Below are 14044 nucleotides of genomic sequence, written 5' to 3'. Positions count from 1 at the left end.
ATGACACTGCTAGAGGTAAACGACCTTCACGTTCGGTACGACGCGGGCGAAAAACAGGTCCACGCCGTCGACGGCGTCGAGTTCGGCGTCGATTACGGCGAGACGTACGGTCTCGTCGGCGAGTCGGGGTGTGGAAAGACCACGCTGGCGAAATCGCTGATGCATCTCCTCGACTCGAACGGGTACGTCGAGAGCGGCGAGATATGGTTCGACGCGACGCTTCCGCAGTGGGAGAACGACCGCGGCGAACCCCGTCAGGAGATAATCGACGGCGACCGGTATCCGGTGCGCGAGGACGGGATGACCGACCTCGCCAAACTCGACGACCAGCAGATACGCGACCTCCGGTGGCGGAACATCGCGTTAATTCCCCAGAGCGCGATGAACGCCCTCAACCCGGTGTACAAGGTCGGCGACCAGATAGTCGAAGCCATCCTGCGACACGAACCGGAGACGACGCGCGAGGCGGCCGACGCCCGGGCGCGCGACCTGCTCGAACGGGTCGGCATCGAACCCGAGCGCGCGGACGACTACGCCCACCAGTTCAGCGGCGGCATGAAACAGCGGGCCGTCATCGCCATGTCGATGGCGTGCAATCCGGACCTGCTCATCGCGGACGAGCCGACGACCGCGCTGGACGTCATCATCCAGGACCGCATCCTCGAAGAGCTCGAGGAACTGCAGGAGGAGTTCGGCGTCTCCATCCTCGTCGTCAGCCACGACATCAGCGTCATGGCCGAGATCTGTGACAAGCTCGCCGTGATGTACGGGGGGAAGATAATGGAGAGCGGTCCGAAGGAGGCGGTGCTGGACGAGACTGCGAACCCCTACACGCTGGGGCTGAAGAACTCCTTCCCGACCGTGGCGGAGGCGGACCAGGACCTCATCTCGATTCCGGGGACGCCGCCGACGCTGCTCGACCCGAGCGACGGCTGCCGGTTCGCGAACCGGTGTCCGTTCGTCGTCGACGAGTGCCACACGGCCCATCCACCGATGTACGACGTCGAGCGGGCCGAAGCCGGGAGACGCAGCGAATCGGACGAAGTACGCGCGCATCGCTCGGCCTGCTACCGGGTCGACGAACTCGACGAGATGCGAGCTGACGCAGGAAAGGAGGAAACATGGGAACGAGTGACTCAGAGCCACTGATAGAAGTCGAGAACGTTTCGAAGCTGTTCGGCCTGTCCCAGGGCGTCGTCGACCAACTGCTCGGCCGCGAGCCGAATCCCGTCCGGGCGGTCGAGGACGTCGACCTCACCATCAACGAGGGAGACATCATGGGCATCGCCGGCGAGTCCGGGTGTGGGAAGACCACCCTCGGCAAACTGCTGGTGAAACTGTACGAACCCACGAAGGGGTCGGTGCGGTTCGACGGTCGGGACATCACGGAGCTGTCGAGCGAAGACGAGAATGTGTTCCGCCAGCGGGTCCAGATGATATTCCAGGACCCCTTCGAGAGCCTGAACCCACGGATGACGGTGTTCCAGTCGGTAGTCGAACCCCTGAAGATCAACGACATCGGCGACTCCTACCAGGACCGCCGGGAGCGCGTCATCGAGGTGCTCAACGACGTGGGGCTCGCACCGGCGGAGGCGTACTTGAACGAGTTCCCGAAGGAGCTGTCGGGCGGCGAGCGCCAGCGCGTCGCCATCGCCCGGGCGCTCGTCGTCAACCCGGACTTCGTCGTCTGTGACGAACCGGTCTCGATGCTCGACGTGTCCATCCGGGCGGGCGTACTGAACCTGATGAAGGAACTCCAGGACGAGTACGGCCTGACCTACGTGTTCATCAGCCACGACCTCTCGCTCATCCGGTACATGTGCAACCGGACGGCCATCATGTACCTCGGCGACATCATCGAGCAGGGACCGACCGACGACGTGGTGACGAACCCGAAGCACCCCTACACGGAGGCGCTGTTCGACGCCGTCCCGGAGGTCGACGCGTACGCGGAGCGCCAGCGGGCGAACGTCACCGGGGAGGTCCCCGACCCGCGGAACCCGCCGAGCGGCTGTCGGTTCCACCCGCGGTGTGCGAAGATAATCCCGCCGGACGACTGGACCGGGAGCCAGGAGGCGTTCCGCCGCGCGTTCCAGTTCAAGCGCCAGGTCCAGACCGGACAGCTCACGGTCGAGGACGTCGACCCCGACCCCGAGACGGCCGACCAGCGGACGGTCGTCGACGAGTTGCTCGCACACGGTCTCGCGCTGGAGGTCCCCGAGGAACACCGCGTCGCGACGGAGACGTCGACGACCATCGACGTGGACAGCCTCGAACTCCCCCGACGGGCCGAGAACGCGCTCCGGTCGGCTGCCCGCGACCTCGTCGAGGGGAACGACGAGGACGCAGGACAACAGCTCGACCGCGAGTTCCAGACGATCTGCGAACAGGAACACCCGGACCTCCGAGAGGCGGGCACCCAGCGCACCGCCTGCCACCTCTACGGTGAGTCCGCGTCGAGCGCCGAGCGCGTAGCCCCCGACCCGTCCGACTGACGGCTTCCCGGAATTTTTCGGCGGACGAAACGTTGGGACGCCGCGCGCCCGACGGAGTTTCTCCCGACGTCCGTTGTCGCCGCCAGATTCGACCCGACGGTCCCGAACTCGATGGCGACGGTAGCGGACTCTCCCTCGCCCGGTTGCGGCGGACGAATCGCCCGAAGGAAAGCCTTACCTTGTTGATAGACAAACGTTGGCTCGCCCCTATGTCAGCGAGCACTGCCCGTTCGGTCCTCCGCCCCGAGCGACCTCTCCTCGTTTTCGTCTTCGTCCTCGTGAGCCTCGTCACGGTCTGGTTGTTCGTGCCGACCATGCTGGGCCACGCAGCGGTGATGAACGCGGACAACGTCGACGTGACCGCGACCGACGCTCGGGTCACCGACGACGGTCGGACGCTCGCCGTCGCGTTCCAGATTCACAATCCGACCCACCGCGCTATCAGCGTCTCGACCGCCCTGGTGCACGTCTACGACGGCGACACGCGCGTCTCCGACGGAACGACGACGCCGTTCCAGCGGACGGTCGTTCCCGCCGGCGAAACGAGGACCGTCACCCTCGGAATCGGCATCCAGGACGGATACGAAGAGCGCGTCCGGCAGGATACCGACGACCGCGGATTCCGGTACAGCGGTAAGCTCCGCGGAACCATCGCCGACCGAACGGTCGACGTCTACGTCGACAGTGGTGAGGGGAAACGATGACCGAGAGCGCGACCGAGTGGTCGGGAGAGCACCCCGGTCGGCGGTCCTGGAGCGTCGCCGCCAGCCTGCTGAAAGGCGTCGGGACGGGCCTCGTCGCCGGGATGGCGTCGTTCGTCTACAACATGTCCGACCTGATGGCCGTGAACGTCGACCCGACGCTGCTTCTCGTCATCACGATGCTGTCCGGCGTGTTCGCCCACCTCCTGTCGAAGACCTTGCGCGAGAGCATCCGCGTCGGCCTCGTCGGCTACTTCTCCGGCGGAGCCACCATCGTCGCGGCGTGGATCGCCCCCCTGTGGATGGTGCCGTACTCGTCGGGCGCCCGTGAGATACTGCTCCCGAAGCTCGCCGGCGAGGCCGTGACTGCGGCGTTCCTCGTCTTCACCGCGACGTTCTTCGGTGCGTACCTCGCCGCGGTCATCGTCGAAGCGTACCTGTGAGACCGTGAACGTTTTATTTCGGTCCTGCTAGGCTTCCCTCGTGGCGAAAGACACTCCCCGGCGCGAGCGGTCGGTTCGCGAGCGCGGCACGTACGCGAATCACGGTGACGACCCGACGCTCGCCAGTTACGTCTCTTCGCTGTTCTACGTCCTCTCGGTCCCAACGTTGATTCTGGCGGCGTACGGCGGACACTGGTACGGTCTCTACGGAGAGACGACCATCGTCCCCGTGTTCGGCGGCCTGCTCGTCGCGAGCATCGCGGCGGCGTTCGTGGTGATGCACCTGCTCACGCGCTAAAAGGAGCTACTGCGGAGCGTGGCGTAGAAGACGACTAACATCGCCGCGACGAGGAGCACGAACTCCAGCCGCGTCGGCGAACCCGTTCCGCCCTGGAGGAACATCGCGAGGCTTCCGCCTCCGAAGAGGACGGCGACGACGAACAGTATCACGGTTCGGGTCGACTCGTCTGCGAGCCACTCGTACAGTCGCCGACGGAAATCCTCCATGCTAAGAACTCAGTACAGAATCTCTTCCCAGACGCACTCGACGGGGTCGACCGCGAGCCGCTGGGCGAGGGCGAACGTCGTCAGCGCCAGTTTCGCGTCGGCGGTGAACGACGTGTGCTCGTCGCGCCACTCGGCGACGCTCGCGCCGAGGCGGACGTGCGTGTCGTAGACGGTCATGAGCCACTCGTCGGGAATCTCTGCTTGGTCGCCCCGGTGGGTGGCTCGCAGGAGGTATTTGAACGTGTCGTCGGTTCGCCAGCTGATGTCCCCACCGGCTTCGTACTCCGGGAACTGGGGCGTTCCGAAAAGCTGGACGAGTCGGTACAGCGCGACCCCGATGTTTTCGCTCTCGCTGGCGTCGGGCCGGCCACTCAACTGGGCGACGACGTTCAGGTCCTTGCGCTCGCGAACCTCGTCTTCGACGAGCACCTCGCCGTCCGCGCGGCGGGACCGGATCTCCTCGCGCGCCACCGGTTCGACGACGATATCCTGGAGCGCGTCCCGGTCGGGAGCGTCGGGGTGGTTCCGTACGTCCATGTCAGTAGGCGAAGTAGTTGAATCCGCGCCAGCCGACGTAGCCGACAAGCAGCGAGAGAAGGCCAGTTCCGATGACGATGAAGGACTCGGTCGGGGTTATCGCCGACTTTTGCAGCGCGTTCATGTCGAAGTACAGCGTGATGCCGAACATCACGAAGATGTATCCGACGACGATACCCAGAATCGCGACGATTATCGACGCGAACCCTATCGGACCCCGTAGCCGTTTCGGAACGGAGTTTCGAAGCGCCATGGTTTGTGGTACAATGGTGCAAGCTTAAAACTTCTGCAACGTTCCCCGGACGACGGTCGGTCTGCGACCGTCGGCAGCGGTCTCACTCCTCGTCTCGTCGCTGCAGGTTGTCGAGACCCTCGTCGTCCAGCGGCGACATCCGTTCGTCGAACTCCGCCTCGGACCCGCCGGACTCGTCCCGGCCGGAGAAGTACTCCTCGACGAACGCGTCGTTGTGCGCCTTGAGCCGATAGCCGACCCCGATGAGCGCGAGACCGGGGAAAAACCGGAGGACGGCTCCGGGCGACGTGACGCCGTACTGCTGCGTGACGATGGACCCGTGGAGCGCGTCGCCGACGAGAAGCGCGCCGGCGACGAGCGTCGTCGTCGAGAGCATCGCCAGGAACTGTCTCGACAGCATCGTTCAGCCGTCGCCCTGGTCGTCCACGATGACGACCTCGCCGTCGACCACGTCGACGTTGACGAGCGTCTTCACGTCGTAGTCGGAGTCGTCGAGTTCGTTCTCGCCGACCTTCTTGATGACGGCGACGATGTCGACCACGTCGGCGCCGATGTACTCCAGTGCCTCGGTGACGGCCTTCATCGTTCCGCCGGTGCTGAGCACGTCGTCGAGCACGAGCACGCGGTCGCCCTCGTTGACGTTGTTGATGTACATCTCGTTCTCGGAGTAGCCGGTCTGCTGGGAGAGCGCCACCTCGCCCTCCAGTCCGTACTTTCGCTTGCGGATGACGACCAGCGGGATGTCGGTCATCAGCGAGACGGCGGTGGAGATGTGGATGCCCATCGCCGCGGGCGTCACTATCTTGTCGACGTTCTCCAGGTCGACCTTGCGGATGATCTTGATGACTATCTCGCGCAGGAGACTGGGTTCGAGAACGGGGATTCCGTCGCTGATAGGATGGACGAAGTAGTGGTAGCCGTCTTTCTCGATGATGGGAGCTTCGAGCAGGGACTGCTTCAGTTGGTCCATGTTGGGGGTATTCGACCCACAGGAAAAAGATGCCGGTATCGCGATTCACCCACCGTCGCCGGCGTCGCCCTCTCGACGGGTCAGCCCTCGACGCGCGTCCCCGGCGATTCGCCCGAGAGGAACGCGTCGAGGTCGTCCGGGCCGAAGATAGCGGCCGGCGTCTCTAGCGCGAGCAGCGCCCGTACCTTCCCGGCCATGCCGCCGGTCACGTCCGTCACGTCGCTGTCGCCGAGCACGTCGGCGACCTCGTCGTAGTCGTCGATGCTCGGGACGACGGCATCGTCCGCGTCGAGCACGCCAGGCACCGTCGAGCAGAACCCGACGCGGTCGGCGTCGAGCCGTCGGGCGAGCGAGACGGAGAGTTCGTCGCCGCTGACGACGGTGACTCCCTCGCCCGCGTGGGCGACCACGTCGCCGTGGAGCACGGGAACGAACCCCTCGTCGAGCATCGTCGCGACCTGTCCGGTGGGGAGCGTGAGCGTGCCGTCGACGTCACGGTGGGCCGCCGAGAGGGGATGCACCGGCACCGCCGGCACCCCTCGGTCGTGCAGGCGCGCGAGCACGAACTCGTTCAGCGTCTTCATCGCGCCGTGGACGTCGACCACGGCCCCCGCGTCACTGCTCCCCTCGGTCTTCGAGACGCCGTGCTGGCTGGCGTGGTGGTGGCCGAAGCTTCCGCCGCCGTGGACGACGACGAGGTCGGCGAGGTCGGCGTCCGCGATGGCGTCCGCCGCGCGGTCCAGCGCCTCGCCGTCCAGAGTGTCCGCCCGGTCCTTCTCGGTGATGACGCTGCCGCCGAGCTTGAGGACGTTCATGGTCCCTCCGCGCGCACGCCCTCCGTGTCGAGTTCGGCGCGGAACGCCTCCTCGCAGCCGGGCGTGAACTGCAGCGCCGTCTTCGTCTCGTCCGTCGGGTCGAGCGCGACGATGCATCCGCCACCGCCCGCCCCCGTTAGCTTCGCGCCGAGCGCGCCGGCGTCGCGGGCCGCCCAGACCATGTTGTCCAGCGAGCGCGACGAGACGCCGAGCGCCTCCAGCAGGCCGTGGTTGAAGCTCATCAGGCGACCGAGCTCCTCGAGGTCGCCGACCGCGAGCACGTCCTCGCCGCGGCGCACGACGTCACCGATGCTCTCGACCGTGTCGGCGGCGAAGTCGTACTCCTCACGGAGCGCGCGCACGCCGGCGACGAGCTCGCCGGTGTCGCCCGCGCCACCGTCGAAGCCGACGACGATGGGAAGGTCGGGAGCCTCGATGGCCCGGCAGTCGTCGCCCTCGACGCGGACCGCGCCGCCCGTCGCGGAGCAGAACGTGTCGGCGCGGGACGCCTCGCCGTCCTGGACCGCGAGCTCCGCCCGGTAGGCGCGGTCGGCCAACTCCGTCGCGGGAAGCTCCACGCCGAGTTCGCGCGTCGCCGCGTCGATGCCGGCGACGGTCACCGCCGCCGAAGAGCCGAGTCCCGCGCCGAGCGGGATGGCGCTCTCGATGGTGATGTCGAAGCCGGCGTCGGGAGCGTCAGCCACCTCTCGTGCCTGCGATACCGCGGCGTCGACGTACCCCACCCCCGCCCGCACCAGCGACTCCGACGCGTCCACGTCCGGCGTCGCATCGGCGTCGCTACTGTACTCGACCGTGAAGCCGTCGAGGCTCAGGTCCTCGGCGTGGACGCGCAGTCGGTCGTCGTCGCGCTGTTCGACCGACACCGTCGCCCGGCGTTCGATGGCACAGGGGACCGCGGGCTCGCCGTAGACGACGGCGTGTTCCCCGAAGAGGTACACCTTCCCCGGGGCGCTGGAGACTGTCATGTCCTACTCTCGGTGAGCCGGGGGTATCACTTTTTTCGAACGACTCGCGGTCGACTACCGTTTCGCCGTCGTGAGAAAATCGAAAACAGCCCGAATACAGGCGTTAAATCCCGCTCTCGAAGTCGTCGAGCGAGTAGGCGGGTTCGGCTCCGCGGCGGTCGAGCGTCTCGTTGGCCAGCAGCCAGTAGACGACCGACAGCGCCTTGCGCCCCTTGTTGTTCGTCGGGACGACGAGGTCGACGTTGCTCGTGTTGTTGTTGGAGTCGCACATCGCGATGACAGGGATGCCGACCGTGATGGCCTCCTTGACCGCCTGGGCGTCGCCGATGGGGTCGGTAACGACCAGGACGTCCGGCTCGATGTAGCCGTCGTACTTCGGGTTCGTCAGCGTGCCGGGGATGAACCGGCCCGTGCGAGCGCGCGCGCCGACCGCGTCAGCGAACTTCTCCGCCGGGAAGCGACCGTACTGGCGCGAACTCGTGACGAGGATCTGCTCGGGGTCGTAGTTCGCCAGGAAGTCGGCCGCCGTGCGGATGCGGCCGTCCGTCCGGCTCACGTCGAGGACGTAGAGGCCGTCGGTCCGGACGCGGTGGATGAACCGCTCCATGTCCTGGGTCTTCTGCTGGGTGCCGATGTGGACACCGGCGCCGAGGTAGTCCTCGACGGGGATGAGGAGGTCGGCCTCCTCGTCGCCGAGCACGTCCTCGTCCAGTCGGGGGCCGTCGTCGGCCTCTTCTGTCTCGGTCTCTTCGTCCGCCTGCGCGCCGACGTCCTCGTCGGGGTCGACTTCGGGCTCCGCGCCCGACTCGCCCGTAGGCTCGGCGTCGATCTCCTCCTCGGCGGCGTCGAGATCGTCCGATTCGTCTACCTGTTCGGATTCGTTGTCGCTCATAATCGTGATGCGTTCTGCTCGATGCGGATGAGTTCGTTCAGTTTGGCTGTTCGTTCACCGCCGACCGCACCCGTCTTGATGAACGGCGCGTCGGTGGCGACGGCGAGGTGTGCGATGGTCGTGTCCTCCGTCTCGCCGCTGCGATGGGAGATGACCGGGTCGTACCCGTTCTCGACCGCGAGTTCGACGGCGTCGACGGCGTCCGACAGCGTCCCGATCTGGTTCGGCTTGATCAGGATGGAGTTGGCCGCGCCCTGCTCGATGCCGTCCGAGAGGCGCTCGGTGTTGGTGACGAACAGGTCGTCGCCGCAGATCAGCGTCCGGTCGCCCACCCGGTCGGTGAGTTCGGCGAACCCCTCGTAGTCGTTCTCGTCGAGGGGGTCCTCGACGTACGCGAGGTCGTACTCGTCGACCAGGTCGGCGACGTACTCGATCTGCTCGTCGGTCGAGCGCGTCTCGCCGTCGTAGTGGTACTCGCCGTCCTCGTAGAGTTCCGCGGCGGCCACGTCGAGGCCGAACCGGATGTCGAAGCCGAACTCCTCGGAGACGGCGTCGACGGCCTCCTCCATCAGTTCGAACGCGTCGGCGTCGTCGATGGACGGTGCCCACGCGCCTTCGTCGCCCTTGCCGGCGGCGACGCCGCGCTCGTCCAGGAGGTCCGCGACCTTCTGGTGAACCGCGGCGTTGGCGAACACGGCGTCCTTGACGTTCGGTGCGCCGACCGGCGCGGCGAGGAACTCCTGGATGGACGTCGCGTCCGCCGCGTGCTCGCCACCGCCGATGACGTTGCCGAGCGGGACGGGGAAGTTCTCGCCCCGGAACGCGCCGCCGAGGTGCTGGTACAGCGGTGCACCGAGCACGTCGGCGGCCGCCTTCGCTGCCGCCATGCTGATGGCGACGGCGCTGTTCGCGCCGATCTCGGAGAAGTTGTCCGTTCCGTCGGCCGCGCGCAGGGTGCGGTCCACGTCGCGCTGGTCGCCGACGTACACCGTCCCTTCGAGTCGCGGCACCGCGCGTTCGCGCGCGGCGGCGATGGCCTCGTCGGGGTCGAGTTCGATGGCCTCGTACTCGCCCGTGCTGGCACCGCTCGGTGCGGCCGCGCGGCCGAACCCGCCGCTCTGGGTGACGACGTCGGCCTCGACGGTCGCGTTGCCACGCGAGTCGAGCACCTGCCGGAGACGGACGCTCTCGACGAGGGTCATTTCCCCTCCCGCCGCACGGTGAACGGTAGGACGCCGGCGTCGTACTCCTCGGCCGCGATGAGGATGGGCTGTGACTCGTCCGTGTCGATGAGCACCGGTGCGCCGTACGACACTTGCAGGGCTCGTGCCCCGATGATGCGTGCCTTCTCGTACCGGGAGTAACGTTGCTGGGCCATCACTGATAGGGTGCCACGATGTCGACGAGGTCCTTGTGCGAGACGAGCATCCGCCGACAGCACTGGCGCTCGACGCCGAGGTCGTCGAGTACCTTCTCGGGGTCCTCGTTGCCTTCCTTCGTCTCGGCGCGCGCCTTGTACTCCTGCCAGTGTTCACCGACGACCTTGCCGCACGTGAAACACCGAACTGGTACCATCATGTTTGAATCACCTTAGCGGTAGGACTTCTGGTAGCGGGCCCGAGCGCCGGGACCGCCCCACTTCTTGGGTTCGGACTGGCGAACGTCGTTCACCAGCAGCGACCGGTCGAACTCCATGAACGCGTCGCGGAGTTCGGCGTCGCCGGAGTGCTGGACGATACCGCGGGCGATGGCGGTCCGGACCGCGTCGGCCTGACCGCTGATGCCGCCACCGGAGACGTCGACGTCGACGTCGACGCTCTCGCGCTCGTCTTCGGCGATGCGGAACGGTTCCAGCATCTTCAGGCGGGCCATCTCCGGTTCGACCAGTTCCACTGGCTGGGAGTTGATGCGCACCCGACCCTCGCCCTCGGTAACCGTCGCGCGGGCGATGGCCGTCTTCTTCTTGCCGCTCGTGTTCGTTACCATGTGACGTTAGCACCCAGGTTTTCGCTGACTTCGCCCAGCTGGACGAAGCGGATGTTCGAGAGTCGGTCCAGCGACGTGTCGTCGAGGACGTCGGCGTCCTCGTCGAACGGATTGCCGACGTAGACCCGGACGTTCTCGAAGGCCTCTCGCCCGCGGTCCTGCTTGTACGGAAGCATGCCGCGAATCGAGCGCTTGAAGATCATGTCCGGTCGCTTCGGGTAGTACGGTCCGCTGTCGGAGCCGAGGTCGACTCGCTTGCGGAACGTGGACATCACGTCTTCTTCGCTGCCCGTGATGACCGCGTCCTCGGCGTTGACGACGGCGACCTTCTGGCCGTCCATCGCCTTCTGTGCGACCTGACTCGCCACGCGTCCGAGAATGCAGTCCCGGGCGTCGACGACGACGTCCGCGTCGAATTCCGCGATACTCATCGAATCACCCGTACGTTCGCACCGCTGGGGTTCTGTTCGACTGCCTGTTCGAGTTCGATGGGCTCACCGTTCGCCTGCTCGATCTTCGTCTCCGCGCTCGAAGAGAAGTCGACCGCGGCGACCGTGACGTCCTTCTGGAGCGCACCGCTTCCGAGAACCTTGCCGGGCACGACGACGGTCTCGTCCTCCTGGGCGTATCGCTCGATGCGGCCCAGGTTGACCTCTGCGTGCGTGCTCCGTGGTTTCTCGAGGCGCTCTGCAACGTCGCTCCACACGTCGGCCTCCGAATCGCGGGAAACCGACTTGAGTTCGGCGATAAGACTAGTGAGCCTCGGATTCGTCTTGCTCATGCTACTTCCTCCTTGTAATAAGAGCTGAAGTGCAGGGAGCAGGATTTGAACCTGCGGACTCCTACGAGACAGCGCCCTGAACGCTGCGCCGTTGGCCTGACTTGGCTATCCCTGCACGCTGAGAACACGTGCGCACCCTCGCGGGTATCACACTGTTGCAGGCGACCCTTCAAACCACTTTCGGTCTGCCGATTTCCGCCGTCGAGAGTTCCGGTCCGACGACGGTCGGCAGTTGCCACTTCGCGAGTGGCGGACGCGTCAGGGAGGTTCGAAGGGCCAGTCATTGCTATAGTTGAATTGCTTCTTCCAGTTCGTCTGCGCGCGCTTCTATCGTGTCGACCGCTTCCAGCACGAGGTCCTCGATGGACAGCGACCCGTCCGTCTCGACGTCGAACACGAACGCGCTCGGCACGTCGTGGACCTCGACCTCCTTGCCGGGATACCGGTTCGTGAGGTCGTGGTCGAACTCCTCCGTCGGGACGAGCTCGCCGTCGTCTTCGATGACGCCGCGAAGAATTTGGGTCTGCTCTTCCTCGTACTCCTCGCGGTCGCCGACGACTTCGACGCGCTGCAGGTGGCGGTAGCCGACCGCGATGCCACCCTGGTGCTTGGCGTGGTCCTTGCCGGTCGAGAGCACGGCGTCGGCCTCGAGCTCGAGGCGCTGGTCGTCCTTGAGGTCGATGATGGGGACGTTGTCGTCCGCGGGCTGGACCATCTCGTCGGAACTGATGAGATCGCCCGAGAACGCGGTGCCCGGCCCCGACACGTCGAGACTCAGGGTCACCGTGTCACCCTCCTCGAACTCGCCGACCGGCGTGGTCAGCGGCACGAGACCGAGGCGGAGTCCGATCTGCTCGTCGAACATGACCGACGAGTTCTCGATGACCCGGATGGTGTCGATGGCCATCGTCGGCACGTCCGCGATGATCGCCCGCCGGATGCCGTTGGCGAACGCCGGCGAGACGTTGCGGACGAGGAACCGCGCCTCGCGGTCGCCGCGGTCGATGAACTCTACGTCGAAGTCTTCGCTCATGGGTTAGAACCCACTACCTTTCGGTGCGCGGGTGCCGTCGTGCGGAATCGGGGTCACGTCCTCGATGCGACCGATCTCCAGGCCGGCGCGCGCCAGCGCCCGGATGGTCGCCTGCGCGCCCGGACCGGGGTTCTGTTGCTGGTTCCCGCCAGGGCCTCGCACGCGAACGTGGACGCCGTCGATGCCGGCGGCCTGGACCTCTTCGGCGACCGTCTCGGCCATCTGCATGGCCGCGTACGGCGAGGACTCGTCGCGGTTCTGCTTGACGACCGTCCCGCCGGAGGACTTCGCGATGGTCTCTGCACCGGTGAGGTCCGTGACGGTGATGATGGTGTTGTTGAACGATGCGTGCACGTGGGCGATGCCCCACTTCTCGTCGTCGTTTGCGCTCATTCGTTATCCCCCGCGCGTTCGGGATGGAGTTCGTCCGAAAGCGGGCTGTTCTCGTCGAACTCGACGGTCGCTTCCTCGTCGACTTCGACCTTGTAGGAGGGTATCGACACGCGACGGCCGTCCACGCGGACGTGGCCGTGCGTGATGAACTGTCGCGCCTGCTCGGGCGTGTTCGCCAGACCCTTGCGGTAGGCGACCGTCTGGAGGCGACGCTCGAGCACGTCGGTGAGCTCCAGCAGCAGCACGTCGCCGAGCTCGTCGCCCTCGTCGAGGACGCCGATGCGCTTCAGCCGGGAGACGAACTCCTCGCCTTCGCCGGACTCCTCGCCGGTCATGCCGCCGAGCAGCTGACGGGCCTCGCGTCGGTAGTTACGGAGCTGACTCTGGGACCGCCAGAGCTCCTCCTTGTTCGAGAGCCCGTAGCGGTCCATCAGGCTCTGCTCCTCGGCGATGCGCTCGCCCTGGAACGGGTGGTTCGGCGTCTCGTAGAACTTCGTGTTCTCGCCAGGTAGCGACATTACTCCTCACCAGCCTCCTCTTCGGCGGCCTGTTCTTCCTTGATCTCTTCGACGTTCACGCCGATGGTCCCCTCGGTACGACCCGTGGACTTGGTTCGCTGACCGCGAACCTTCTGCCCGCGCTTGTGGCGAGCGCCCTTGTACGAGTCGATCATCTTCATCCGGTTGATGTCCTGCCGACGCGTCATCTGCAGGTCGTTACCGGTCTCGTGGGTGGTCTCACCGGAGAAGTACCCGTTGCGGTGGTTCGCGAGCCACTCGGGAATTTCGTCGGCGTACGTCTCGACGGCCTCGACGACGCGTTCGATCTCCTCGTCGTCGAGTCGACCGAACGTCGCCATCCGGTCGATGTCCGCCTTGTCGGCGATGATTCTTGCGGTCCGACGACCGATCCCGTTCATCTCGCTCAGGGATCGCTCCACCGTCTTCGTCCCATCGAGGTCGGTCTGCCCGATGCGGACGAAGTATCGGAGGTCGTCGTCGTCCTCCTCGTCCTGTGGTTGTTCCGTACTCATGGTTGGTCTTTTCGAGCGATGTCGGAGCGTCGAGGGAGGGATTCGAACCCTCGAGGCTTGACGCCACAGAGTTAGCAACCCTGCGCCGTGGGCCAGACTAGGCTACCTCGACACACACTTACGTTCGCCCTCTCGGACTCGGGACGTCACGTCCCTACAGTTCACTGCACTCGTACGTTGGACGAGGGGTTATTTAAGCCCAACGAATCCACTGGAGTA

The 14044-nt window shown here is 66.0% G+C and carries 23 protein-coding genes and 2 tRNA genes; 5 read left to right on the top strand and 20 right to left on the bottom strand.

The window, feature by feature from the left end; all coding sequences use genetic code 11:
- The 5 genes from ACRYA2_RS11910 to ACRYA2_RS11890 all read left to right on the top strand — a co-directional run bounded on the left by ACRYA2_RS11910 (nt 1) and on the right by ACRYA2_RS11890 (nt 3937).
- A complete protein-coding gene (locus tag ACRYA2_RS11910; RefSeq protein ID WP_433628142.1) occupies nt 1-1149 on the top strand; it encodes an ABC transporter ATP-binding protein in 1149 nt (382 codons plus the stop codon).
- Nucleotides 1122-2495, top strand: a complete 1374-nt coding sequence (locus ACRYA2_RS11905; protein ID WP_433628140.1) for an ABC transporter ATP-binding protein — start codon at nt 1122-1124, stop codon at nt 2493-2495. Before ACRYA2_RS11910 ends, ACRYA2_RS11905 begins: the two co-directional genes overlap by 28 nt.
- A 209-nt stretch (nt 2496-2704) precedes the next feature.
- A complete protein-coding gene (locus ACRYA2_RS11900) occupies nt 2705-3199 on the top strand; it encodes a hypothetical protein (protein ID WP_433628137.1) in 495 nt (164 codons plus the stop codon).
- Entirely contained in the window at nt 3196-3639 is a 444-nt protein-coding gene (locus ACRYA2_RS11895; protein WP_433628135.1) for a hypothetical protein, read from the top strand. The genes ACRYA2_RS11900 and ACRYA2_RS11895 overlap by 4 nt, the downstream gene beginning before the upstream one ends.
- Nucleotides 3640-3679: 40 nt before the next feature.
- On the top strand, nt 3680-3937 hold the full coding sequence (locus tag ACRYA2_RS11890) for a hypothetical protein (RefSeq protein WP_433628134.1): 258 nt from the start codon (nt 3680-3682) through the stop codon (nt 3935-3937).
- On the opposite strand, the gene ACRYA2_RS11885 is transcribed toward ACRYA2_RS11890, so the two are convergent.
- The 20 genes from ACRYA2_RS11885 to ACRYA2_RS11790 all read right to left on the bottom strand — a co-directional run bounded on the left by ACRYA2_RS11885 (nt 3934) and on the right by ACRYA2_RS11790 (nt 13937).
- Nucleotides 3934-4146: a hypothetical protein gene (locus ACRYA2_RS11885; RefSeq protein ID WP_433628132.1), complete on the bottom strand. Its 213-nt coding sequence runs from the start codon at nt 4144-4146 to the stop codon at nt 3934-3936. The two genes, ACRYA2_RS11890 and ACRYA2_RS11885, sit on opposite strands and share 4 nt — an antisense overlap.
- A 9-nt stretch (nt 4147-4155) precedes the next feature.
- Nucleotides 4156-4683 (bottom strand): hypothetical protein, encoded by a 528-nt coding sequence (locus ACRYA2_RS11880; protein WP_433628130.1) that lies wholly within the window; start codon nt 4681-4683, stop codon nt 4156-4158.
- A 1-nt stretch (nt 4684) separates the two neighbouring features.
- Nucleotides 4685-4936 carry a hypothetical protein gene (locus ACRYA2_RS11875; RefSeq protein WP_433628127.1) on the bottom strand — a complete coding sequence of 84 codons (252 nt, stop codon included), beginning with the start codon at nt 4934-4936 and terminating at the stop codon, nt 4685-4687.
- 82 nt (nt 4937-5018) lie between these two features.
- On the bottom strand, nt 5019-5336 hold the full coding sequence (locus ACRYA2_RS11870; protein WP_433628124.1) for a hypothetical protein: 318 nt from the start codon (nt 5334-5336) through the stop codon (nt 5019-5021).
- A gap of 3 nt (nt 5337-5339) precedes the next feature.
- Entirely contained in the window at nt 5340-5906 is a 567-nt protein-coding gene (gene hpt, locus ACRYA2_RS11865) for a hypoxanthine/guanine phosphoribosyltransferase (protein WP_433628121.1), read from the bottom strand.
- 80 nt (nt 5907-5986) lie between these two features.
- Entirely contained in the window at nt 5987-6721 is a 735-nt protein-coding gene (locus ACRYA2_RS11860) for an isopentenyl phosphate kinase (RefSeq protein WP_433628119.1), read from the bottom strand.
- The gene (mvk, locus tag ACRYA2_RS11855; protein WP_433628116.1) at nt 6718-7707 is read right to left on the bottom strand and encodes a mevalonate kinase; all 990 of its coding nucleotides are present in this window, start codon (nt 7705-7707) and stop codon (nt 6718-6720) included. Before mvk ends, ACRYA2_RS11860 begins: the two co-directional genes overlap by 4 nt.
- 103 nt (nt 7708-7810) lie before the next feature.
- Entirely contained in the window at nt 7811-8599 is a 789-nt protein-coding gene (gene rpsB / locus ACRYA2_RS11850) for a 30S ribosomal protein S2 (protein WP_433628113.1), read from the bottom strand.
- Nucleotides 8596-9801 (bottom strand): phosphopyruvate hydratase, encoded by a 1206-nt coding sequence (gene eno / locus ACRYA2_RS11845; protein ID WP_433628110.1) that lies wholly within the window; start codon nt 9799-9801, stop codon nt 8596-8598. Before eno ends, rpsB begins: the two co-directional genes overlap by 4 nt.
- Nucleotides 9798-9977, bottom strand: coding sequence for a DNA-directed RNA polymerase subunit K (locus tag ACRYA2_RS11840; RefSeq protein WP_113277456.1), 180 nt, complete (start codon nt 9975-9977; stop codon nt 9798-9800). Before ACRYA2_RS11840 ends, eno begins: the two co-directional genes overlap by 4 nt.
- Nucleotides 9977-10177 carry a DNA-directed RNA polymerase subunit N gene (locus tag ACRYA2_RS11835; protein WP_433628107.1) on the bottom strand — a complete coding sequence of 67 codons (201 nt, stop codon included), beginning with the start codon at nt 10175-10177 and terminating at the stop codon, nt 9977-9979. The genes ACRYA2_RS11840 and ACRYA2_RS11835 overlap by 1 nt, the downstream gene beginning before the upstream one ends.
- Before the next feature lie 12 nt (nt 10178-10189).
- Nucleotides 10190-10585 carry a 30S ribosomal protein S9 gene (locus tag ACRYA2_RS11830; protein WP_113277458.1) on the bottom strand — a complete coding sequence of 132 codons (396 nt, stop codon included), beginning with the start codon at nt 10583-10585 and terminating at the stop codon, nt 10190-10192.
- Nucleotides 10579-11016: a 50S ribosomal protein L13 gene (locus ACRYA2_RS11825; protein WP_113277459.1), complete on the bottom strand. Its 438-nt coding sequence runs from the start codon at nt 11014-11016 to the stop codon at nt 10579-10581. The genes ACRYA2_RS11830 and ACRYA2_RS11825 overlap by 7 nt, the downstream gene beginning before the upstream one ends.
- A complete protein-coding gene (locus ACRYA2_RS11820) occupies nt 11013-11366 on the bottom strand; it encodes a 50S ribosomal protein L18e (protein ID WP_113277460.1) in 354 nt (117 codons plus the stop codon). The genes ACRYA2_RS11825 and ACRYA2_RS11820 overlap by 4 nt, the downstream gene beginning before the upstream one ends.
- 30 nt (nt 11367-11396) lie before the next feature.
- Nucleotides 11397-11481 (bottom strand) — tRNA-Leu (locus ACRYA2_RS11815).
- A gap of 171 nt (nt 11482-11652) precedes the next feature.
- Nucleotides 11653-12399 carry a DNA-directed RNA polymerase subunit D gene (locus ACRYA2_RS11810; protein WP_433628103.1) on the bottom strand — a complete coding sequence of 249 codons (747 nt, stop codon included), beginning with the start codon at nt 12397-12399 and terminating at the stop codon, nt 11653-11655.
- Between the two features lie 3 nt (nt 12400-12402).
- The gene (locus ACRYA2_RS11805) at nt 12403-12792 is read right to left on the bottom strand and encodes a 30S ribosomal protein S11 (RefSeq protein WP_113277462.1); all 390 of its coding nucleotides are present in this window, start codon (nt 12790-12792) and stop codon (nt 12403-12405) included.
- Nucleotides 12789-13310, bottom strand: coding sequence for a 30S ribosomal protein S4 (locus ACRYA2_RS11800; RefSeq protein ID WP_433628099.1), 522 nt, complete (start codon nt 13308-13310; stop codon nt 12789-12791). Before ACRYA2_RS11800 ends, ACRYA2_RS11805 begins: the two co-directional genes overlap by 4 nt.
- Complete coding sequence (locus tag ACRYA2_RS11795) at nt 13310-13825, bottom strand: 30S ribosomal protein S13 (protein WP_113277464.1); 516 nt, start codon at nt 13823-13825, stop codon at nt 13310-13312. The genes ACRYA2_RS11800 and ACRYA2_RS11795 overlap by 1 nt, the downstream gene beginning before the upstream one ends.
- Nucleotides 13826-13852: 27 nt before the next feature.
- Nucleotides 13853-13937: transfer RNA gene (locus tag ACRYA2_RS11790), tRNA-Ser, on the bottom strand.
- Nucleotides 13938-14044 lie beyond the last annotated feature (107 nt).

It is taken from the genome of Halomicrococcus pelagicus (assembly GCF_050954125.1).
The sequence above is the reverse complement of the archived record's forward strand: the minus strand, read 5'-3'. Positions and strand labels throughout refer to the sequence as shown.